The sequence below is a fragment of the Paenibacillus sp. PastF-3 genome (genome assembly GCF_029893135.1).
GTDB classification, from domain to species: Bacteria; Bacillota; Bacilli; order Paenibacillales; family Paenibacillaceae; genus Paenibacillus_AQ; species Paenibacillus_AQ nitricinens.
The window spans coordinates 152,045-175,119 of sequence record NZ_JARXWM010000006.1 but is presented as its reverse complement, the minus strand read 5'-3'; the positions used below and the strand labels follow the sequence as shown (position 1 = coordinate 175,119).

Here is a 23,075-nt window from a genome sequence, read left to right as displayed (position 1 = left end):
AAGGTGACAACGTTGTTTCTTCTTGATGTAATAGCTTTCGAGGAGGGAAATGAAGATGAACAAAGGACGCGTTGTAAGCATTATGGGTCCGGTTGTCGATATTGAATTTGAACGCGGCCAGTTGCCCGAGATTTTCAACGCTATCAAAATTGAAACCGTCTTGGACAATGGTCGCCAGATTAACCTAACGCTTGAGGTTTCCAACCACTTGGGAGACAATTTGGTACGTTGTATCGCGATGTCTTCTACAGATGGTCTGGTTCGTGGACTGGATGCGATTGACCAAGGTGGACCTATTTCGGTACCTGTAGGGGAAGCGACATTAGGCCGGGTATTTAACGTACTTGGAAATCCAATTGATAACGCTGGTGAAGTTGTTGCTGAAATTAAGAACCCGATTCACCGTTTGGCTCCGACATTTGATGAATTGTCAACACAAGCCGAAATTCTGGAAACGGGTATTAAAGTTATCGACTTACTTGCACCTTATGCTAAGGGCGGTAAAGTTGGTCTGTTCGGCGGTGCCGGTGTAGGTAAAACCGTAACAATTCAAGAATTGATTAATAACATTGCCCAAGAACACGGTGGTATTTCCGTATTCGCAGGTGTGGGTGAACGTACTCGTGAAGGTAATGACCTTTATCACGAAATGACGGACTCCGGCGTTATTAAGAAAACAGCAATGGTGTTCGGACAAATGAATGAGCCCCCAGGCGCGCGTCTGCGCGTAGCTTTGACTGGTCTTACTATGGCGGAATATTTCCGTGATGTAGAAGGCCGCGATACGCTGCTCTTTATCGATAATATATTCCGCTTTACCCAAGCGGGTTCCGAAGTATCCGCTCTTCTCGGACGTATGCCGTCCGCAGTAGGTTATCAACCAACCCTGGCTACTGAAATGGGGCAGTTGCAAGAGCGTATCACTTCTACCAAAAAAGGCTCCGTTACTTCCATTCAAGCAATTTACGTACCAGCGGATGACTACACTGACCCTGCTCCGGCAACGGCGTTTGCTCACTTGGATGCAACAACTAACCTTGAGCGTAAGATTTCCGAGAAGGGGATTTTCCCAGCGGTTGATCCACTGGCTTCCAGCTCGCGTCTGCTAGCTCCGGAAATTGTTGGTGAAGAGCATTACAATGTAGCACAAGGTGTTAAACAATTGCTGCAACGTTATACCGAACTTCAAGACATCATCGCCATCTTGGGTATGGATGAATTGAGTGAGGATGATAAGGTTATCGTAGCCCGTGCCCGTAAAGTTGAACGGTTCCTGTCACAGCCTTTCCACGTAGCTGAACAGTTTACCGGCTTCAAGGGTAAATACGTACCAATCAAAGAAACTGTACGTAGCTTTAAGGAAATCCTGGACGGTAAGCATGATGATCTTCCAGAAGCAGCGTTCCTTTTTGTGGGTACAATCGAAGAAGCGGTTGAAAAAGCGAAATCGATGTAACACTGAGCTTAGTGAATGCTTTCGAAGCGAGCTTTACTTCGTAAAGCTAAGTGTATGCTTTCGATGAGAGCTTTACTTCGTAAAGCTTTAAGGAGGAATGGAAGTGAACACCTTTTTGTTGGAAATTGTCACGCCGGAGCATCTCGTCTATTCGAAACAAGTGAATAGCTTGACAGTACGGGGAGTCGAAGGCGAGTTGGGTATTTTGCCGGGACACATTCCGCTTGTGACTCCACTTCAGGTTGCTCCGTTATCCGTCAAATCGGACGGTGTTACGATCTCCATCGCCGTTCATGGCGGTTTCGTTGAAGTGCATAAGGATAAAGTAACAGTGCTGGCCGAAAGTGCCGAGCTGCCAACGGATATTGATGTTGAACGTGCCGAAGCTGCTAGAGAACGCGCTCAGCGCCGTCTCCAGACTCGTAGCAAACAAGATGATATCGATCACCGCCGTGCGGAGTTGGCGCTGCAACGCGCTGTTACACGGATTAAAGTGTCCACTGGTAAAGGACAACAGTAGGATATAAGCGGTCAAGCTCTAAGCTTGACTGCTTTTTTTGTTATAGTAATCTATGTAGTAAAGGTTAAGATTTCTTCATTTTTTTGGATAATGGCATTGAATTGTTTAAAAATTTGTAAAAGTACTGGATTCTTTTGCCCTACGCAAGTATGATATAAGAGTCGATTTCCGAGTAATACGAACACGGAGGGTTAACATGGGGGATATATTGTCCAATGGATGGTCTAGTGCCGCTGGGACCAGCAGCATGATCTCAATGATTGTTTCTTTGCTCAGTGTTGTATTATCTTGGTGGGCATTGCAGAACCTTAAGCTGGATTTGGTCATAAGATATCCCAAGAGTCCTCAAGGAAGGCTGCTGCACTTGCTTCTGGCTATTGTACTTGGTCGTTTTGTTGCAGGATTCTTTCTGGATTACCTTAGCTGGAGTGGGATGATCCGCTATATGTTTTAGGAATATGTAGTTTGGTTATAAGTGTCATAGGTCGCAATGGTCAAAAAGTGTCGAATAATAAGGTTTTATTATGTCAACACTGAACTTTAAGGAACATGCCCGGCTGAATGGGCATATCGATGGAGTATGCGAATTTTTTTGCAATTACTTTTAATCTAAAAAATAATTTAAGAAATAATGGACGCGGAGGGAAACCGAAAATGAGCAAATTTATCGTCCGCGGTGGCAACAGATTGACCGGGAGCGTGAAAGTTAGCGGCGCAAAAAATTCCGTATTACCGATCATAGCCGCCTCTCTATTGGCAGAAGAAGGAGTAAGCGTCATTGTGGACGCACCTCCGCTTGATGATGTAATGACGATATCAAAAATGTTGGAATCTCTGGGTGCAGGGGTTACATATCAAAACGATATTATCCAGGTGGATGCTACAAACATCACTTCCTGTGAAGCACCTTATGAATGGGTACGGAAAATGCGGGCATCTTTTCTAGTCATGGGCCCTCTGTTATCACGGCTTGGTCATACAAGAATTTCTTTGCCTGGCGGCTGCGCCATTGGCACACGACCGATTGATCAGCATTTGAAAGGATTTGAAGCGCTTGGTGCGGAGATTAGTCTCGGCCAGGGCTACATTGAAGCGAAAAGTAACGGTCGCCTGCGCGGAGCCAAAGTGTATTTGGATGTAGCTAGCGTGGGTGCGACCGAAAATATAATGATGGCAGCGGCACTCGCCGAAGGCGTGACCGTGATTGAGAATGCGGCTAAGGAGCCTGAAATTGTCGACCTGGCCAATTATTTGAATGGTATGGGCGGAATCGTTCGCGGTGCGGGTACAGGTGTTATCCGTATTGAAGGCGTAGAACGTCTGCATGGTGTTAAACATCATGTGATTCCTGACCGTATTGAAGCTGGTACCTATATGGCTGCCGCAGCAATTACAGGTGGGGACGTATATGTGGAAGGCGCAATCGCGGATCACTTGGGACCTGTTATTGCTAAGATGGAAGAGATGGGTGTGACCATTATTCCTGATGAGAATGGGGTTCGTGTCATTAGTGACAAACCACTTAAAGCTGTTGATTTGAAGACTTTGCCGTATCCAGGCTTTCCAACGGATATGCAGTCACAAATGATGGCATTATTGCTGCGCTCTGAAGGCACTAGTGTCGTTACAGAGACTGTATTCGAGAACCGGTTCATGCATGTGGATGAATTCCACAACATGAATGCTGAGATTAAGATTGAAGGTCGCTCAGCAATCGTTACAGGTAATGCGCAATTGGTCGGAGCCAAGGTTTGTGCTACGGATTTACGTGCGGGAGCTGCGCTTATTTTGGCAGGTCTTGTTGCTGAAGGCACTACTGAGGTAAGCGGAACTCATCATATCGACCGCGGATACGTACATTTGGCTGAGAAGCTGTCCGGACTAGGTGCGGAAATTTGGCGCATCTCCATGGAAGACACAGCGGTGCAAACAGTGAAGGATGAAACTCTTATACCAGAAGTGGCCAAGAGCGAATCAAGCAAAAGCGAAGAGGTTAAACCTCGCTTTCAGGTTCAAGCGACTTGGGTATAATATCAGTCGTTAGATGAGAACAGGCTGCAGTGATGCGGCCTGTTCTTTTTTAAAATATAAGAGTTTATATGTTCTACGCTATAAACTATCCTTATATTTCTCGCATAAACGCTTACCGTCCTTATAGGGACACCGAAGGCGTTTTTGCTTGTATTATTAGAAAGTAAATTTGAATCCTCATCTAATGGGGATTTTTTTTGTTTAACGCGGGGCATAGTGATAGATACGAGAAGGGGACTCTCTTTCTCTCAAATATTGTTCTAGTAGTTGCTGTAAATTCATATCTATAAGAATCAACAGTGACTCACGGAAGGAGCCATAGAGATGAAAGATTTCCGCTACTTGCGACGTAACAAGTCAACGCGCTGGCACTCGCGTCCCCTTGCTTTCCGGCTCAGGCGCCTCGGTCCCGTCGCCTGGCTCGCAGCGCCTATTCTGGCGGCGCTGCTGATTCCACTGGTGGTTGTCCCGCAGCACCGGGGACAACCGGCGCCTCCGGCTTTGCCGGTGGTAACGGCCTCACCAGCCGCACCAGCAGGGCCGGAGGCAGCTGCGCAGGAAGCTCCGCAGCCGAAGGTCTCTGTCTATTTGTCGCGTAGCGGACAAATAGAGACGTTGCCGCTGGAGGAATACGTCAGCGGCGTGCTTGCGGCCGAGATGCCGGCCAGCTTTGAGCTTGAAGCGCTCAAAGCGCAGGCCGTAGCGGCCCGCACCTTTATCCTTCGCCGCCTGCTGGCTGGCGACAGAAGCGGCGTCCCCGTTCCGGGGGCGGATGTAACAGATACGGTAAGCCATCAGGCTTACGTATCTAAGGATACGCTGGAACGGAAGTGGAAGCTCGGCGGAAGAAGCGCCGACCTCGCAAAGCTTCAGCGCGCGGTTCTTGAGACGCGCGGTGTAATTATGACCTATAAAGGGCAGCCGATTACGGCCTCCTTTTTCGCCTCCAGTGGAGGATATACCGAGAACTCTGAAGAATACTGGAATGCAGCGATCCCCTATCTGCGCAGTGTAACTAGTCCTTGGGAGAAAGAGATTACCCCGAACTATGCGGTGACATCTACATTCACCATCTCGGAAATACTTACTAGACTTGGATTAAACGACAGAGTAATCCCTGCATCAAAAGGTACTACCCAATCAGGCATGACAAAGAATATCTCTACTTCCTCTGAATTGCCGGTAGAAGTCTTGTCTCTCACCACTGGACATAGGGTTAAGCAAATCTCTATTGGAGGTACTATTTTTACTGGAAGAGAAGTGCGAGAGAAGCTAGGGTTACGTTCCAGCCAATTTAGTTGGGGGCGAAAAGGGAACAAAATCTATATAACTACTTTCGGAAATGGGCATGGTGTGGGAATGAGCCAGTGGGGAGCAAATGGGATGGCGAAGGAAGGCGGAACGGCTACTCAAATTCTCAAACACTATTACAGTGGTATCTCTTTTACGCAAATCTCAACTCTTCTGAAAAAATAACTTGAAAGATACGTATAAAAGATAGAAGCCCGGTAACACTGGTTACTGAGGTGATAACCATATGAATGAACAAGACAAAAACAAAACAAACCATGATGAATCTCTCAAAAAATCGCAGGGAGATTTAGGTGCTAAACCTTCTTCATGGAGCAAGATGTTATCTAAACGTTGGGTGTTCCCAGCAGTCTACACGGCGGCAGCGGCAATTATACTAACTTTGGTGTGGGTCTATCAGGATGCCGGCCAAAAACCGCTTAAACAGGACACCGCCGCCACATCACAGCAAGTAGGAGCTTCGACCAATGAAGCTGGTACTGCAAACAGTAATCCAGATGCCCTTGAAGTTCTTGCTTCAGCGGAAAGCCTGGTTTGGCCAGTAGCCAATCCAGGTGAAGTAGAAGTAGTCAAACCGTATTATGATGAAAATGGTACAGAGGACAATCACGTTGCCGCAATGGTGCAGTATAACGACAAATTTATTCCTAATGTCGGTATCGATCTTGCCCGTGAAGACAACAATACGTTCGACGTTAAAGCAGCGCTTAGCGGTGAAGTTACTAGAGTGGAAGATGTTGCAGTGTTAGGTAAAGTCATTGAGATTACCCATCAAGGTAACATGAAGACCGTGTACCAAAGTCTTGGTGACACAAAAGTGAAACAAGGCGATGTTGTGAAGCAAGGAGATACGCTTGCAACCGCAGGTCGTAGTGAAATCGAGAAGGATCTTGGCAATCATGTACACTTTGAAGTGTACAAGGATGGCAAAGTAGTTAATCCATCAGAGTTACTGCCAGGACGATAAGAAAATTTATAACAGGGGGCCTTCGCCCCCTGTTTTTGTGTGTAAATAAGGCTCTTCGTAAGCAGTATGCTTATAAAGAGCCTTATTTTTCTATGAGAAACGGTTTATGTCTTTAAAGGACTAACGACGTTCCGTCATGCGAATAACAAGGCTTCTTGGGTTGTCCATTAAATAAAATGAGCCCTCGGAGGCTTGTCATGTCTTGAAAGCGCGAATATATAAGCCCGCCCCTCATATAATGTACCAAACTATCCACAGTTGGGAGGCGGGAGCGTGCACGATTACATCAAGGAACGTACGATCAAAATCGGACGCTGCATCGTGGAAACCAGGCATACGGTCCGGACCATAGCCAAGGAATTTGGCGTTTCAAAGAGCACGGTGCACAAAGATTTGACGGAGCGTCTGCCAGAGATCAATCCTGATCTGGCCGATCAGGTGAAGCACATTCTTGAATATCACAAATCCATCCGACATCTTCGGGGGGGAGAAGCCACAAAAATTAAATATAAAAAAACGACGGGGAAAAAACGTGAGGTTGCTGTAGCATCAAAGCCATGAGATTTTCGGAAATTTAAGGAAATATTAAGCTTTAAAACATTGTGTAGTTCCCCTAAAGTATGTTATTTTTAAATTTAGTACTAACTGCTGTTTTTCAATTAAAATAACACTTTGGGGGCTCTTTCATTATGTTTAGCAAGGATATCGGAATCGACCTCGGCACGGCCAATGTGCTCATACATGTTAAGGGAAGGGGAGTCGTTCTGGATGAACCTTCCGTGGTCACACTTGAAAGTGATACGAAGAGAGTCCTTGCGGTGGGAGAACAGGCACGTCGCATGGTTGGACGTACACCCGGAAATATAACAACGATCCGTCCTTTACGGGATGGTGTCATTGCAGATTTTGAAGTCACGGAAATGATGCTGAAGTATTTTATTGACCGTGTTGGCGGTCGTACCTGGTATTCACGGCCTCGCATTCTGATATGCGCCCCTACAAATATTACATCTGTGGAACAAAAGTCCATTCGGGAAGCGGCAGAACGTAGCGGGGCTAAGGAAGTATTTATGGAAGAAGAGCCAAAGGCCGCTGCGATTGGAGCGGGAATGGACATTTATCAGCCAAGTGGAAACATGGTCGTCGATATCGGTGGCGGAACGACGGATGTAGCCGTACTTTCAATGGGCGACGTCGTTACCGCTTCTTCGATTAAAGTCGCTGGAGACAAGTTCGATGATGCCATTTTAAGATATATTAAACAAAAGTATAAATTGTTGATCGGTGAACGGACAGCAGAGGATATTAAGGTTACTATTGGTACGGTTCGACCTGGTTTGATGAAATCCGAAATGGACATTCGTGGCCGGGACATGGTAAGCGGACTTCCCCAGACGCTCACTATTACGGCGGGAGAGGTAAAGGAAGCATTATGGGATCCGGTTTCATCCATTGTGGCTGCAGCTAAATCGGTACTGGAGCGTACACCACCAGAATTGTCTGCGGACATCATTGACCGGGGTGTGGTTCTCACTGGTGGAGGTGCTTTGCTTAACGGATTGGACGAGCTACTCTCAGAAGAATTACATGTACCTGTCTGGGTAGCGGAAGACCCTATGCACTGTGTGGTAAAAGGAACAGGAATTATGCTGGACAATTTGGACAAGGTCGTAAAGAAAAAGTTCTAAGCAGCCGATATAAATGGTAGCATTAGATTCGGAAGGAGACTACCTTCATGATAAGAGGATTATATACGGCCGCCGCAGGTATGGTTGCGCAGCAACGTAGACACGATACGGCAACACAGAACATCGCTAACTTAAATACAACGGGATATAAGCAGGTTGATAGTGTTAATCATGCTTTTCCGGATGTCTTGATCTCAGCTATGAGTAATGGCAGCACTACACCGGTTGGGCGCCTTAATACAGGGGTTTTTGCAGAACAGTCGATTTCCCAATATTTACAGGGTGATTTAAGGGAGAGCGGCAAATCTATGGATTTTGCTTTATCTACGGATTTGCAAGTCGCCGACCCTGTGACGGGTCAGAATATAGCTTTTGATGGTTCAGGGAAATATGTAAGTCCTGAGGGTGAGGTTATTTACCGTCCGCAGGCTTTCTTTACTGTGCAGGATACTGATGGCAATAACCTATTTACCCGAAATGGAAGCTTCTCAGTAAATGCAGCTACGGGAGAAGTATTGAGCAGTGGAGGCTTCAAGGTTCTTGATTCCACTGGCAAACCTCTCGTCTTGACAGGAAATCAGGACACCCTTAAAGTGGACGGGCAGGGCAATGTATTAAATCCAGAAACAGGACTTCCGACAGGGACCAAAATTGGTGTGAGTGTAGTTACAAAGCCGCAGGAGCTTGTGCGTGATGGTAAGGGTGTGTTTCATGCTGATGATATAGCGGCAGCGGACATTCGTTACTCCAATGCAACTGATAACTTACAGGTGCGTCAAGGATATTTAGAGGGCTCCAATGTTGACCCTACTCAGGTAACTGTAGATTTGAATGCCGCATATAGGGCTTATGAAGCGAACCAAAAGATCGTTCAATACTATGATAGCAGCTTGCAGAAGGCTGTAACTGAAATTGGCAGGGTATAGGCACTGCTTATGAAATGAGCTTTACAGGTAAAGCTTATAGGAGGTTTGATCTATGAATAACTCAACTATTAGTGCAGCAGTCTCCATGTCCAGCCTTCAGCAGCGGCTTGATATTATAGCGGATAACCTAGCCAATATGGATACAAATGGTTATAAGAGCAAGAAGGGCTCCTTTGAGGATGTGCTTACTCGTGTGCAGCAGCAATCGGATGACTATGATCAGCCGGGTCGCGCTACACCCTTAGGCTTTAATATTGGATTTGGGACATATGTGCCTTCGATTACGACTAATTGGGAAGAAGGCCCCCTTAAAGAAACGGGTAATCCAACCGATTTGGCACTTCAGGGTAATGGGCTGTTTGGCGTTCAGGTCAATGGAACTACAGCTTATACAAGACAAGGTGACTTTCACTTTACGCCTGACACTACCGATGCAACGAAGATGGTTCTTGTAGATAATACGGGGAATCCGGTACTGAATACAACAGGTAATCCTTTAACGGTCCCTGTGGGCGTGAATGCAGCTATTGATGAATCCGGTCGTGTATTAACGAAACAGTCAGAGAATGGACCTGTTCGGGTAGCAGGTACTATAATGATTGTAGAACCTAAGACACAGAATGCTTTAAAGGCAGTGGACGGGAATTTCTATATGCTTGCCGATGGAGTTACAGCACAGCAGGCTTTTGTACAAAGAGCGGCGGGTGAGGCGTCTGGAATTGGAGTACGCTCAGGGTGGCTGGAGCAGTCAAATGTCGATATGACCACAGAAATGACAGAAATGATGCAGATTCAACGTACGTATCAACTCGCAGCTCGGGCGCTTTCTTCCAGTGATCAGATGCTAGGTCTGGCCAATAACATGCGCGGGTAGAGGTGAAGGAATGGAACGTCAGAAAAAGGTGAAGTCGGAAGACAAACCAGAAGACAAGAAAGAGCCGAAGCGGCGAGGATTATCAAAATGGACACTTATCCAGTGGATTCTTATTCCTTTGCTTCTCGTAGTTGCACTTGGAGGCGGGCTGGTCGTCGGTTACGTTGTCCTTGGCAAAAAAGAGTTTAGCGATGTTCTACAATGGAGCACATGGAGACATGTCTATGATTTGGTTTTTGCTCCATAATTTAAAAGGATAACGACTCCCTTCTTGCTTAAGGGAGTTTTCTTTTTTATACGGATAAATGTATAATGGTGGGGGGCCGCGGGCAGCAAAAAGGGCCCTCTCCGCCATGCTATCGCATCTGGTGGAGAAAGCCCCTTATCTCAACCTCCACTTCTGCAGGTGGTGAAGGATAATATAGTTTTTACCGAAGCTGCCTAAATTTATGCATTTCGGCGAAGAATAATATGAAGTAACATCCGAAAGGAGTTTTATTTATAATGCTGGATATCAATCAAATTCAAGAAATCATCCCCCATCGGCCTCCATTTCTGCTGGTGGACAAAATCACTGAGATCGAAATGGGTAAACGAGCAGTCGGCATTAAAAATGTAACGATCAACGAGCCTTTCTTCGCAGGTCATTTTCCGGGTTATCCGGTAATGCCGGGCGTACTGATTACAGAAGCTCTTGCACAAGTGGGTGCAGTTGCTATTCTGGGGGTGGAAGCGAATCGCGGTCGGATTGGCTTTTTAGCCGGGCTTGATGGATTCCGTTTCCGTGGTCAAGTCGTACCGGGAGACACCCTCACTCTTGAAGTAGAGATTACTCGCCTTAAGGGCAGTATTGGAAAAGGACAAGCTACTGCGTCGGTTGAGGGGAAAGTTGTTGCCTCTGGGGAAATTATGTTTGCTCTGAGCTAATATTACTTTGAATTATTTATTATACATGGAGAAGGAGAGATTCTAAATGACTCAATTAAGCCCGAAAGCGGCAGAAACCTTATCACGCTGGCTGGAGAACGCCTCCGTTGATGAATCTACGAAGGCGGAGCTAAGCGCGCTGGAGAACGAGCCACAGGAGCTAGAGGAACGATTTTATAGAGATCTAGAATTCGGTACAGGTGGTCTACGTGGTGTAATTGGTGCGGGTAGTAATCGTATCAACCGTTATACGGTAGGTAGAGCTACGCAAGGTTTCGCTAAATATATTCTGGAGACGCATACTGGAGAGGGAAGACCTTCTGTTGTTATCGCTCATGACTCTCGTCGTTTCTCGCCTGAATTCACACTTGAGGCTGCTCTTGTATTGGCTGCTAATGGCATTGAGGCTCATTTATTCACTTCTCTGCGCTCAACACCACAATTATCGTTCAGCGTGCGGCATTTGAAGGCAACGGGCGGTATTGTCATTACTGCAAGTCATAATCCGCCTGAATATAACGGGTATAAGGTTTATAATTCTGAAGGTGGACAGCTTGTTCCTGACGAAGCAGAAAAGGTCATTTCTTACATATTAGGGGTTGACACTTTTGATGGTGTGAAACGGATTTCCCAAGAAGAAGCAGAGCGTCAAGGCCTGCTGCACTGGCTGGGTGAGAAGGATGACGAAGCGTTTACCGATACGGTCGCTGCGGTTAGTCTTGCAAGTGAAGAGATCGCCTCTACGCTTGGAAAAGACTTCAAAATCGTATACACCCCGCTACATGGTACTGGTAACCTGCCAGTCCGCCAAGTGCTTGAGAAAATTGGTTTCACACAGGTGCATGTTGTGCCTGAGCAAGAACAACCAGATTCCGAATTTTCCACTGTGAAATCACCGAACCCGGAAGAACGCGAAGCCTTTACACTGGCTATGAAGCTGGGCGAAGAGTTGAATGCAGACCTCTTAATTGGCACAGATCCCGATGCAGACCGTATGGGGGCAGTGGTTCGTGACAATGAAGGTAAATTTGTTGTTTTGTCGGGCAACCAATCTGGAGCTTTGATGATTCATTATTATTTGAGCCGTTTACAGGAACAAGGTAAGTTGCCTAGCAATGGTGCAGTTGTGAAGACTATCGTGACGAGCGAGATGGGGGCTGCTGTAGCCTCTCATTATGGTGCAACTGTATTTAATACGCTAACAGGCTTCAAATATATTGGTGAAAAAATGACTCAATTCGAACAATCCGGAGATTACACATATCTTTTCGGTTATGAAGAAAGCTATGGTTATCTTGCAGGTAACTATGCCCGTGATAAGGACGCCGTTCTTGCGGCTATGTTGATCGCTGAAGCAGGTGCTTATTACAAAGCTCAAGGCAAAACATTATATGATGTCCTTCAGGAATTGTATGAGCAGTTCGGATACTTCTTGGAAAGCCTGGAGTCTCGTACATTGAAAGGTAAGGATGGTGTTGCGCAAATTCAAGGCATCATGAATGATTGGCGTACAAATGCACCACAAGAAATTGCGGGATCTGCCGTTACAGAGGTGCTGGATTATTCGCTAGGCTTGAATGGTCTGCCGAAGGAAAATGTACTAAAGTATTTGCTGGCTGACGGTTCGTGGTTCTGCCTGCGTCCTTCAGGTACCGAGCCAAAGATTAAAGTTTATTTTGCGGTTGTGGGTGAATCCTTGCAGAATGCTAAAGACAAGGTAGCTACACTATCCAAGCTGGTTATGGCCCGCGTTGACGGGGAACAATAAAATAAGAATATAGATCGCATTCTATATTTTGAAATTATATTTTTAAAAATATAAGAAAGTAAAAGTTTCACGCCATACTTTATATCTTATATTTCTCGCATAAACGCTTACCGTCCTTGGAAGGACGCCGAACGCGTTTAAGCTTGCATAGAAACGGGTACCGTCTCTAAAGGATGACGATCCGTTTCTACTTTTGTAAAAAGAGTTTTGAAGTGAAAGAGGAGGTACTTTTGGTGCAGCAAAAATGGCAACGTTGGAATATTTCTTCCCGGAAGTGGCTGTGGATCATAGTTGTGGTTGGCGTTTTAGCTGCCTTGCCAGTTGTCTATGACCGTCTGCAGACGGAGAAGTCTTCCAAGACAGTGGAATTTGTATTTGATTACCGGGATTTAGTTGAAGTAGCAAGCTATCGTGCAAATCCGCAGGATTATATTTCCGAACAGTTAGATCGTCTAAAAGATGCTGGTGTTCAGAGTATGGCGATTTACGAAAGCACGCTGGAAGATTATCGTAAGGCACGTCGTCTCATGATGTGGGGAGCGGCTGATATCGCTAATCTTACGGATACAATTATTCCGGTGAATGAGAACTATACTTATATTCTTTTTACTAATCCTGATTACTACCAGGCCCTGGCGCCTGTCATTAAAGAGGCATTCGGTAATCTTGGGATTACTTCGAAGGAATGGAGTTTCCGCGGACAACAAGGTCTTATTATTGAGACTCCAATAGAAGATGCTACACTGAAGCCACTTCAGCCAGATCCATTTACACTGGAGATGTTGCATGACAAAGGATTTACCATTGTGCCGCGTCTGGTGGATTCTCTGACTTATAATAAAGCGACCGTTAAGAAGCTGTTAGATCGTTATGAAGAATTGGGTGTGAAACGAATCCTATTCGAGGGAGAGTCCGTTAAAGGGTTTAATGATGATGCCGATACGGCTAGTATCACTGACTTTGCAAATCTCCTTAAAGAACGTGGAATCGGGATTGCAGCGATTGAGAATATTAAGAAGCAGCAGAAGGGCTTTAACAAGCTTGCTTATTTGCTGGACTATAACGTAACACGGTTGTATTCCCTTAGCGAAGGGGACTCTGCCTTAGATCCAAAAGTGATCTCAGATCGTTTCGCTTTGGCAACAAAAGATCGCAATATTCGCATGATTTATTTAAATACAATTCCTTCACGGAATACAGCAAAGGCACAGATTACAGATACGCTAGACAACCTTGTCACCAGTCTGAGTGAACCTGGAGGCGCCGTTGAACAGATCAAAGATAATGGCTTTAAACTAGGACAAGCTACGGCATTTGAGGTTGTAGATTCGTCTTATCAACGTTACTTCAAGCTAGTTGCGGTAGTTGGTGCAGTCTCTTTAGTAGCGCTGCTGATTTCTTACTTTATTCCATGGCTTACGATTCCTGCATGGGTACTTGGATTACTGGGAAGTGCAGGACTGCTGGTCTTGAAACCAGAAATGTTTGAGCAGGGGCTGGCACTAGCAGCAGCGATAAGTGCGCCGACTCTTGCTGTTGTACTGGCCATTCGTAAGGTCAATGAAATGGGGCCTCCTCTACGGAGCAATAACCTTACCTATAAGGCTATGAGCCCGCAACGTCGGTTCACACATAGTCTGGTGCTTTATCTGAAGACTTCATTAATTTCTTTGAGCGCCGTGCCATTTGTGATCGCACTGCTCAACAACATAACTTATAGTCTAGTGCTGGACCAGTTCCGTGGTGTTAGTCTGCTTCATATGGCACCTATCGGCCTTGTGGCACTATATGTACTTTTGTATCGTGGGGAATTTGTGTTCAACAAGACGGGCAAGCTGCTGCGGACACCTATTACACTAGCTTGGGTTATTGCCGCTGCAGTTCTTGGAGTAGTGGGTATGTATTATTTGAGCCGAACCGGAAATGGGGGCAACGTAACACCTTTAGAGATGGCCTTCCGTACATTCCTTGAGAATACAGTCGGCGTCCGGCCACGTAATAAAGAATTTTTACTAGCTCATCCACTCTTAATTCTGGGTGCATTCTTAGCCTTTAGATACCGGAGTGCAGCGTTTATCATGATTATTGCCGTAATTGGTCAGCTCTCCATGGTGGATACCTTTGCACATATTCATTCACCAGTTCTGATCTCGCTAGTTCGTGGACTGTTAGGTCTTGGACTCGGACTGATCATTGGTGTAATTGCCGTAATCGTATGGCAGATTGCAGAAGGGTGTTGGAAACGATGGTCGCCACTCCTAAAAAGATAGTTATCTCTGGTTTCTATGGTTTTCGTAACAGTGGAGATGAGGCGGTATTGCAGTCTATTCTAATTGCACTGCAGAAACAGTCTCAAGCTTTGGGTATATCCATTGAGCCTATAGTACTATCCATTGATCCTGAGTGGACAACTGCGACCTATGGAGTCAAATCCGTGCACCGGATAAAGCTTGTTGAAGTCCGTCAAGCGATTTATGAGAGCGCGGGTCTGATTAGTGGCGGGGGTAGCTTGTTGCAGGATGTAACAGGTAGCAAGAGTATTCCGTACTATTTAGGGATTATCAAGCTTGCTCAATGGATGGGGAGACCCACCTTTATCTATGCTCAAGGCATTGGGCCAGTGAATCGCAAACTTTTTTACCCTTTTATCAAATCAGTGTTTCGTAAATGTACCTATATATCTGTGCGGGATGAACAATCCCGCGAGCTTCTTCTATCTATGGGACTAGAACAGAAGAACGTAGAAGTTGTTCCCGATCCGGTTATGGGCTTGTCTCTACCGGAGGAAGACCCTGATGCTGCTGTACAATCTTCGGCATCAGCAGACTCGCTTCCGGTGATCGGGATATCAGTACGTTTTTGGGAGCAAGATCGCAGAGAACTGGATACTCTTGCGCAAGGCCTGATTAAGGCCAACCGTGAGATTCCATTGCATTTGCGATTCCTCCCTTTTCACACTCCTTCGGATAATGAGGCTTCACGTTATGTGATGGAGAAGCTGAAAGGAAGTATAACCGAGCAGGGTGGGCAGGTTAGTATTTGTGAGGATGCTATTCACCCGCAGCAAATGTTACGGGAAGTGGGACAATGTGATGTTTTAATCGGAATGCGACTTCATAGCTTGATTTATGCGGCTGGAAGACGTGTTCCGCTGATAGGTATTTCTTATGATCCGAAGATCGATCATTTTCTGAAGAGAATCCAGTGCCATCCTGTTGGAGCGACAAACACACTAGATGCTGAACATGTTGCTAACGAGATTGTCCATCTTTTGAACACCGCAAAGGAATGGAGAACCGAACGGGATGAGGTCATCACCAAGTTGATTCAAGCAGCAGAGGCACCAGCTCGGCAAATTGTAGAATATTTTCACCATAAAGGATGATCTAAAGTGAAAGCAGACAGCGCGGTACCTACAGTTCCTATTTTTGGGATTAGAGTCTCGAAAGTGGATATGGCAGCTACAGTTGCTTATTTGACGGAGGCTGTTCAGACCCGTATCCCGCATCAAGTGATTACGGCCAATCCAATTATGGTTATGGCTGCACTGGAAGATCCAGCTTATATGGATATTATGAAATCGGCTGAATTGGTTGTCCCCGATGGGACAGGAGTTGTCTGGGCTTCTAATTATTGTAATGAACCGGTAACCGAACGGGTAGCAGGTTATGATCTGTTACATGAATTGATGCGACAGGGTGAAAGATATAGCTGGAAGGTATATCTTCTAGGTTCTACGCCTGAGGTGATTCGGGAAACCGCTGAAAGGTTACAATTGCAATATCCGGGTGTTATCATTGCAGGATATCATGACGGTTATTTTGGTTCGGATGCGGACGAAGAGGTTATCGCTGAAATTGTTAATACTAACCCTGACTTATTATTTGTGGCCAGAGGTGCAGATAGTCAGGAACCTTGGATTGCTAAATATAAGTCCAAACTTGGCGTTCCGATCATGATGGGGGTCGGCGGCAGCTTTGACGTGATCTCTGGGAAGAGCAAAAGAGCGCCAATAGCGTTCCAAAAAATGAGAATTGAATGGTTGTACCGTCTCCTAAAAGAACCTACACGGTACAAACGAATGCTTGCACTGCCGAAATTTGCATTAAAAGTGGTGCGTGAGAAAGATAAAGTAACAAAAGTCTAGCAAAATGCCGATATTCACCTAGAAAATGAGATAAATAGCCTAAATAAAGGATTGGAATTTGTTTTTGTAACAGCGTATAATTCAATGCGGTAGAGAAATGGGGGTCGACTGATCAAATGTTAATCATATACATCGCTGGATTTATCGTATGCATGGGACTCGCACTTGGCCTCACACCTTTGGTGAAGAAATTCGCCATCAAGATTGGTGCAACAGATGTGCCGAATGCTCGTAAAGTGCACACGAAAATTATGCCCCGCCTTGGCGGATTAGCTATTTTTCTAGCGTTTGTGTTAGGCCTGCTTGCCGTATTGCCGATTATTCCATACGAGTTCACTCCGCGGGAGGTCAACTTCATCAAAGCGCTGCTATGTGGTGGCGGACTGATTGTACTTATCGGGGCACTTGATGACCGATTCGAATTATCAGCAAAAGTGAAGCTACTGGGCCAAATTATCGCAGCCTGTATCGTTGTTTTCGGCTTTGGTATTACTGTAGATTTTGTGAATATTCCATTTAACAATACGTATTCCTCACTGGAGAGTTGGATTGCTATCCCGCTTACGATTTTCTGGATTGTCGGTGTTACCAATGCCGTTAATCTGATCGACGGGCTGGACGGGCTTGCGGCTGGTGTATCAGGAATTGCAATTGCTACGATTGCGGCAATGGCTTTTGTGATGGGAAACACCATGGTAGCAATGCTGTGTCTGTTGCTTCTGGGTAGCATCATCGGGTTCCTGTTCTTTAACTTCCATCCTGCTAAGATTTTCATGGGAGATACGGGTTCGCTGTTCTTAGGCTTTTGCCTGGCATTACTTGCTTTGTTAGGATTTAAACAGATCGCTGTAGTTTCGTTTATTACACCTTTGCTTATTATCGGTGTACCTTTGTCGGACACGTTCTTTGCGATCGTGCGCCGTAAGCTGCAGAAGAAACCAATCTTTGCACCAGATAAAGGTCACTTGCATCACTGTCTACGCGAGCTTGGCTTTAGCCACCGCCAGACTGTACTCATTATTTATGGTATTGCTGCATTTTTCGGTATTTTAGCTGTTATTCAATCATCCGCAGCTCTTTATGAAGCGAACTGGGTTACATTCGTGGTTATCTGCATCATGCTCTTCTTCTTGCAGATCGGTGCTGAAATCACAGGTTTGATTGGTAAGACTAAACGTCCACTGATTGATTTCTTTTTAAGAATGCGCATGAAGGCTGATCCGGAAAGAGGCTCTAAGTCTTAAACGACTAAGCAATTATTCTAAAATTTTCTAAACTTAACAAAACTCATCCGATTTCGGATGAGTTTTTTGTTATTTTCCCTAAAAATATCGCTACTTATGACCGATAAAGAACAAAGTGAAGGTTTACGAGAACTTATAATCAAAGGAGAGATATAACACATGCAACGCTTTAAGAGACCGTTCGTTTGGCTGATGCTGGCGGCTTTGATCGTTTCTATGTTCCCAGGTAAATACACGCCGATAGCGGCAGCGGCTACCACGAGCTCTACGACTTTCTTCAGTCCGGATGATCTCACATTACGTAATACTGTTTTGTTGAAGCAGGACGTTGTGCCAACAACAGATAATCAAAACCCAGAGGGGTTAATTAGTCGTTTTAGTGTCTACAAAATAAGTAATCCTACCTTTTCGATTACAGGGACTTACTCACAGGTAACTTCATCTACAATGAAGGTTACTGTTGAGCAGTTGACTCAGGATAGCTCATCTAAAAAATGGGTAACGGATTCGACTCGATTGACTACGGGAACAGTTACAACAGATAACAATAGTCCGGACAATCGCTTCGTAGCGTCTGGTCTTGTTTTGTATACAGGCTTTAATAAGATTACTTTCTCTGGTATGCAAGGTAATCTCCAACGCTCAGAATCTTTCTATGTGCTCTATGATCAAGTTCCTTACGTAACCGAATTAAAAGTATTGGGTGGACCTTCTGCACTTAATTTAAATGAAGGAACGCAAGTAGTTGTGCCGGTATCTACAGTTACTCTCCAAGGTAAAGTAGCGAATGCAACGAAAGTTAGTGTCTCCGTGAATGGCGGAACAGCTCTGCAAACCTCCTTATTGGAAGACGGAACATTTTTTACACCTGCTTTGAATTTGAATCCGGGATTAAGTACTCTTAAAATCGTAATTCAAAATGCTTCGGATTCAATAACCATAGACAGATCGGTTTATTTCTTTGATAAGGATCAACCGTTTGCTTCTTTGAACATCAATCATAATTCAGTCGACTATAATATTCTAAATGACAAAGTACCGACATTAACTGCTGACCTGACACCTAGTGTTGCAGGTTTTACAGGACAAATATTGGTGCCTTACAATGTAGCTCCATTCAAAACAAGTGCTGTACTAACTCTTAACAAAGGTACTACCAGTACTGAAAAAGTTGTTACGATAAAAAGCGTGGATGAGGAATTAACTATTCCTGGTCCTGATGGCGTTACTCCAACGTACAAATTGGTTAAATTTACGACTAACACAAATCTAGATATTCTCCCAGGTGTAAATGACTTTAAGCTATCCGTTGATTATGGTACCCACAGTAGTTCTCATATCTATTCTTATAAATTCTTAAAAGATGAGACTGTTATAACAGAAATGTACTATCTCCCTGGATATACAGGTTCAGGAGCTCTTACTAATATCTCTAAATTGCCTTTAAATGGTCAACAATTAGAAAGTGATACCTTTTATATTTTAGCAAAAACAAATAAATCAACTTCAGCTATTTTAACTGCTAACTATTTACCTTTGAGTAATAAACCGTTAAGTATACCTCCTGTTCCAGAAGCGGTTACCGGTACAAACGAATACGTTTATAAAATAACGGGTTTCTCTAACGGTCAGCAGAAAGTACAGTTCCGATATACAGGATCAGAGTCTTATTATAATGCTGATATTTCATATGTATCTAAAAATTATATTTACGTAAGCAACTTGCAGGATGGACAAACCTATGAATTCGATTCAAGTATCGATAGAACGCTAAACGTTAATGGTGAATATATCGGATTTGAGAATATTGAGAGTGCACAAGTTCAAATTAATGGTATTGATAGTAATTATTTACCTGATACCAAGAATTCAGCGGGTACAGTTATTGTAAATAAATTTGCACTTGGTGTAGTGAAGGATGGTTCAACTAGTGACAAGACAACCTTCAATTTTAATTTAGGAATTAGCCAGTCGGGACCTTTGGTGTACGGTGAGAATAAAATCGTGTTTACAGGTATCTCTAAAGATAGTACAGGGAATCAGCGGATTATTAAAAAAGAACTGAAACTCTATATCATTGATACCAACATTTCTGGGTTGAAGCAGTTCCACCCAACCTTAGGAGATAATCGTCTACCTTTTACAACAACAACTCTTACTAATGAAGTAGAGCGTAATGCAATTCTTGCATTGCCAGCTGAAATTGTTTATAAGGACGAGAAATATACAACAAGCAAAGATAAATTTGACTTGGTGCTACAAGGAAGCGGAGCTTCGACGTTAAATCTATATCAGGGCTCAACTTTGGTATTTACTTCAACGGGACAAGATAAGCTCCTCACAGATAATTCTGAGGGACCTATTGGTCCAAAACGTTACCCTGATGAGTTGACTGCAAATGGCCTGTACTATGAGTACATCGGTAGCGCTAAGAACTTTATCTTACGATTACGTGACATTAAATTTGATGCTCCAGGAAGTCAAGTTTATACCCTTGAGCTTATTAATAAGACTGGGGCAAGAACTACACAGCGTCTTGAGGTAGTACGTGAAGTAGCTCCATATCGTCTTCTCTCACCTGTACCAACGGTAGGTAAACAAATTGTTGTTAACAAGAACTTTGTTCGTTTTGATATTGAGGCAGAAGGCGCTACCAAAGTAATAATTGGTAAGGATGAAGCCAAAAAACGTACGGATTTTCCGAATTCAGATCGTTTTACCTATGATTATGTAGGTTTGAAGGCAGACAAATCCACGCCAATTAAGATACAAATCGTACGTGCTAACTCTACAATTAGCGATACTATAGATGTTTATTATGCCAGTGCGGTACAGATCGATACACAGTATATGGCAGAGAAGGTAGCTACGAAGTATAGTGTTTTCAATAAAGCTCTGGAATTGAATTTCCCTAAAGGGACTATTATGAAGGGATTTACGAGCTCTGGTGCTGCGAAATATTATCCTAATACAAAATTATTGTTTGGTATTGCTGACCCCGCTGACGGTGTCGTTGAACGAAAGAATGATTACGGGAATATAATTAACGTCACTGGTAGCGATGACAGAACAGAAGGTGGGGGAGGCCAACTTGTGATCCCGCAGGATCTCGCTTTGCGCTTTACATCAACCGTCTCTACAAATAATTTTTCAAGAGTATCTGATATCTACTGGCTCAGTGGTGGTCTAGGAGAAGATGGTGTTAATATTGAAACCAATGGCGTTACTCCGCATTTTGTGGACGCTAGCGGGAAGACGGGGTATTTTACGCAGTACAGTCAAACTCGTAAAATTGTACCTTCTCAACGCGGTGAATTGACGCTTACTTTTAACTCCAGCATTGTGGATGAAGTGGGGTCGACAATAACAGTATTCCGCTATACCGATGCTGGGAAATGGGAAAACATAGGTGGAGAAGTTGATACGAAGAAGCACACCATCACAGTTCCATTTGATGAGTTTGGTTATTACACTGTTATGAAGCTACGTCGTGGTTTTGTTGATATTACAAATCACCCATGGGGTAGAAATATTATGAATGGATTGTATTCGAAAGGGTTCATGACTAATCTTCGTGCAGATGCATTTGGCGCAGATGATTTAACAACACGTGGCGAATTCGCTACATTACTGGTGAAATCTCTGAGTATTCCTTTAAACTATGATGCCAATAAGCAAACATTCTTCGATATTGTCCCACAAGCGGTTTCGGCTACCTGGGATTTCAAACATATTGAGACTGCTGCTAGGGCGGGTATTGTTACAGGACTAAGTGATGGCTTCTTTGGACCTGACCAAGCTTTAACACGTGAACAAGCGGCAGTAATGATCGCTAGGGCGCTGAAGTTGAAGATGTCTTTGAATGACAATAAACTCTTGGCAACCTTAAGTAAATCGTTTGTTGATACAAGTAATATGGATTTCTATTCACGCCCTGCCATTGAGGCTGTGTCTAAAGCTAAGATTATGGAAGGAAGCGCCGTGACGGTTACAGGACAGAAGAAACCTGTATATAACTTTAATCCAAAGGGTAAATTGACTAGAGCGGAGGCTGGAAAGATTACAGTTGCACTCTTGCAAAAGAGTACAAGCATCTTCCCGAAGAACTTTAACTAAAGCAAATAAAATGTTCACCGGCCTGCGAAAAAATATTCGCAGACCGGTGTTTTAATGTAATGAGAGCAATTACCAAAGACATATATTTTGTATTCTTCTTAGATTTACGATACAATAACGTAGAAAATATTATTTTCTGAAAGGTGAAAGCCAACCATGAAACCGATTTTAGCAAAAGCACAGTTGGATTACATGAAAGCCAAGAATATGTTTGAGAATAGAGCAAAAGTGTTAGAGAAGGAAATCGCGGCTAAACGGGCACTACAGGAAATTACACAAGAGGTCATGGAGGAGCTTGTGCAGGCTACAGGATTCCATGATTCATACAACGAGCTTGTTGTGGCTGAGAATGCCCTTATCGAATGGTCTCATACTACGATTAAGCATGAAAAGAGCTACCGCGAGAATCGCGCAGCTATTGATGCAATGTACGACAATGTAAACTCAAGTCCTGAAAAGCGTCAGGAATTGATCCAGTTATCTATGAAGATTCGTTAGACCCTACTGTAATAGAAGCAAGCGCCGACAACGGCGCTTTTTTGTTGCGTTCAGCATGATACTATCTATAAAGCGGATCTCCGGATGGTGACGGTAAGTAGTAGCTATCAGCTTACGAATCATCAAAGCATTGAACCAGGAGGCGACCCGAAAAAAGAACATGTTTAATCGAACCTATAAGCGAAGGTTTTTAGGTTATAGCTTTATGAGCTGTAGGTCAGAAGGGGAGCTGCCATATAAACAACCTATGGTGAATGTGAGAAATCAGATCTTTCTGACCCTTTATACTCAAAATTTGTAGGAATGTTTAAATAAATGGCACTAGTGTTAATGATACTTAGTAAATATTGCATAATGACGTTTAGAAAACGACTATGGTATACTATTTTCCGTGGCAACCCAAGATTAACAATAGTTAGTAGAACATACATATGTATCTTCTATTGGGATTGTACCGGGAAACAAAAAAAGAAAAGAATTTTTTTGAGAAACCGCAACTTTTCCAAATCTTCTGCGTTTAAGGTGTAGAGTCATTTACACAGGCAGTTGAAATTAACCGGTGGTAAAGCGAATTTAACAAAATGGAAAAATTAGCTTTACGT

The 23,075-nt window shown here is 44.1% G+C and carries 19 protein-coding genes; all 19 read left to right on the top strand.

Going from position 1 to position 23,075, the window contains the following annotated elements:
• Positions 1-55: 55 nt before the first annotated feature.
• The 19 genes from atpD (at position 56) to M2444_RS14135 (ending at position 22,473) form a co-directional block, all read left to right on the top strand.
• Positions 56-1,456, top strand: coding sequence for a F0F1 ATP synthase subunit beta (atpD, locus tag M2444_RS14225; protein WP_042192466.1), 1,401 nt, complete (start codon positions 56-58; stop codon positions 1,454-1,456).
• A 103-nt stretch (positions 1,457-1,559) separates the two neighbouring features.
• Positions 1,560-1,976 carry a F0F1 ATP synthase subunit epsilon gene (locus M2444_RS14220; RefSeq protein WP_042131365.1) on the top strand — a complete coding sequence of 139 codons (417 nt, stop codon included), beginning with the start codon at positions 1,560-1,562 and terminating at the stop codon, positions 1,974-1,976.
• A 196-nt stretch (positions 1,977-2,172) separates the two neighbouring features.
• Complete coding sequence (locus tag M2444_RS14215) at positions 2,173-2,430, top strand: DUF1146 family protein (RefSeq protein WP_076285651.1); 258 nt, start codon at positions 2,173-2,175, stop codon at positions 2,428-2,430.
• A 200-nt stretch (positions 2,431-2,630) separates the two neighbouring features.
• On the top strand, positions 2,631-4,007 hold the full coding sequence (gene murA / locus M2444_RS14210; protein WP_280787294.1) for a UDP-N-acetylglucosamine 1-carboxyvinyltransferase: 1,377 nt from the start codon (positions 2,631-2,633) through the stop codon (positions 4,005-4,007).
• A 324-nt stretch (positions 4,008-4,331) separates the two neighbouring features.
• Complete coding sequence (spoIID, locus tag M2444_RS14205) at positions 4,332-5,483, top strand: stage II sporulation protein D (RefSeq protein ID WP_280787293.1); 1,152 nt, start codon at positions 4,332-4,334, stop codon at positions 5,481-5,483.
• A 61-nt stretch (positions 5,484-5,544) separates the two neighbouring features.
• The gene (locus M2444_RS14200) at positions 5,545-6,285 is read left to right on the top strand and encodes a M23 family metallopeptidase (protein WP_094871146.1); all 741 of its coding nucleotides are present in this window, start codon (positions 5,545-5,547) and stop codon (positions 6,283-6,285) included.
• 273 nt (positions 6,286-6,558) lie between these two features.
• On the top strand, positions 6,559-6,846 hold the full coding sequence (spoIIID, locus tag M2444_RS14195) for a sporulation transcriptional regulator SpoIIID (protein ID WP_019915029.1): 288 nt from the start codon (positions 6,559-6,561) through the stop codon (positions 6,844-6,846).
• 128 nt (positions 6,847-6,974) lie between these two features.
• A complete protein-coding gene (gene mreB / locus M2444_RS14190; RefSeq protein WP_094871147.1) occupies positions 6,975-7,973 on the top strand; it encodes a rod shape-determining protein in 999 nt (332 codons plus the stop codon).
• Positions 7,974-8,020: 47 nt separating this feature from the next.
• A complete protein-coding gene (locus M2444_RS14185; protein WP_280787292.1) occupies positions 8,021-8,899 on the top strand; it encodes a flagellar hook-basal body protein in 879 nt (292 codons plus the stop codon).
• A 52-nt stretch (positions 8,900-8,951) separates the two neighbouring features.
• Positions 8,952-9,773 (top strand): flagellar hook-basal body protein, encoded by an 822-nt coding sequence (locus tag M2444_RS14180; RefSeq protein WP_094871151.1) that lies wholly within the window; start codon positions 8,952-8,954, stop codon positions 9,771-9,773.
• A 10-nt stretch (positions 9,774-9,783) separates the two neighbouring features.
• Positions 9,784-10,020 (top strand): DNA-directed RNA polymerase subunit beta, encoded by a 237-nt coding sequence (locus M2444_RS14175; RefSeq protein ID WP_094871153.1) that lies wholly within the window; start codon positions 9,784-9,786, stop codon positions 10,018-10,020.
• Between the two features lie 257 nt (positions 10,021-10,277).
• Entirely contained in the window at positions 10,278-10,700 is a 423-nt protein-coding gene (fabZ, locus tag M2444_RS14170) for a 3-hydroxyacyl-ACP dehydratase FabZ (RefSeq protein WP_042192447.1), read from the top strand.
• 46 nt (positions 10,701-10,746) lie between these two features.
• On the top strand, positions 10,747-12,468 hold the full coding sequence (locus M2444_RS14165; RefSeq protein ID WP_280787291.1) for a phospho-sugar mutase: 1,722 nt from the start codon (positions 10,747-10,749) through the stop codon (positions 12,466-12,468).
• 233 nt (positions 12,469-12,701) lie between these two features.
• Positions 12,702-14,738 (top strand): DUF5693 family protein, encoded by a 2,037-nt coding sequence (locus M2444_RS14160; RefSeq protein ID WP_094871157.1) that lies wholly within the window; start codon positions 12,702-12,704, stop codon positions 14,736-14,738.
• Positions 14,714-15,853, top strand: coding sequence for a polysaccharide pyruvyl transferase CsaB (gene csaB / locus M2444_RS14155; protein ID WP_280787290.1), 1,140 nt, complete (start codon positions 14,714-14,716; stop codon positions 15,851-15,853). Before M2444_RS14160 ends, csaB begins: the two co-directional genes overlap by 25 nt.
• Positions 15,854-15,859: 6 nt before the next feature.
• The gene (locus M2444_RS14150; protein ID WP_256990645.1) at positions 15,860-16,615 is read left to right on the top strand and encodes a WecB/TagA/CpsF family glycosyltransferase; all 756 of its coding nucleotides are present in this window, start codon (positions 15,860-15,862) and stop codon (positions 16,613-16,615) included.
• 116 nt (positions 16,616-16,731) lie between these two features.
• The gene (locus tag M2444_RS14145; RefSeq protein WP_042131352.1) at positions 16,732-17,859 is read left to right on the top strand and encodes a glycosyltransferase family 4 protein; all 1,128 of its coding nucleotides are present in this window, start codon (positions 16,732-16,734) and stop codon (positions 17,857-17,859) included.
• A gap of 159 nt (positions 17,860-18,018) precedes the next feature.
• Positions 18,019-21,975, top strand: coding sequence for an S-layer homology domain-containing protein (locus M2444_RS14140; protein ID WP_280787289.1), 3,957 nt, complete (start codon positions 18,019-18,021; stop codon positions 21,973-21,975).
• 156 nt (positions 21,976-22,131) lie between these two features.
• On the top strand, positions 22,132-22,473 hold the full coding sequence (locus M2444_RS14135) for a hypothetical protein (protein ID WP_042131350.1): 342 nt from the start codon (positions 22,132-22,134) through the stop codon (positions 22,471-22,473).
• The last annotated feature ends 602 nt before the right edge of the window (positions 22,474-23,075 follow it).